This is a genomic window from Klebsiella sp. ME-303 (assembly GCF_007910085.1).
GTDB lineage: Bacteria > Pseudomonadota > Gammaproteobacteria > Enterobacterales > Enterobacteriaceae > Klebsiella > Klebsiella michiganensis.
Genome location: NZ_VOJB01000098.1, coordinates 1 through 381, shown reverse-complemented (window position 1 = coordinate 381; position 381 = coordinate 1). Strand labels below are relative to the sequence as shown.

Annotated in this window: 1 pseudogene; it reads left to right on the top strand. The window is 47.0% G+C overall.

Annotated features, from left to right (window positions below):
• Positions 1-163 precede the first annotated feature (163 nt).
• Positions 164-381 (top strand): annotated as a pseudogene (locus FQK12_RS23900) (recombinase family protein); the annotation flags it as partial.

Below are 381 nucleotides of genomic sequence, written 5' to 3'. Positions count from 1 at the left end.
CTGGATATTTATATAATTCACGTGCAGAGATAACAACCACTATTTGTCATACGATTAATGAAACGCAAAAAATCAGGGGCAAGAAAATAAACGCCCTCCCCCTCAATTTTCGCTAAAAGCCCTTGTAGTGCTCTTTACTCAGGCCATAAAATGACGGACAAGAAAGGCCCGTGGCGTAGAACTTGCTTTGGGCAACAGCCTCTACGACCCTGCGGATTCGATGGTTAAGATGTTCTTTAACGTGCTGGCAACGTTTGTCGAATTCGAAGGAGACTTGATACGTCTTCGCACGCGCGAAGACATGGCTATTCCCCGGGGCAAGGAAAACTGCGGGGGAAGCAGTCGACGCTGTTAGATAAACAGCAGAAAGAGCTTTGCAGG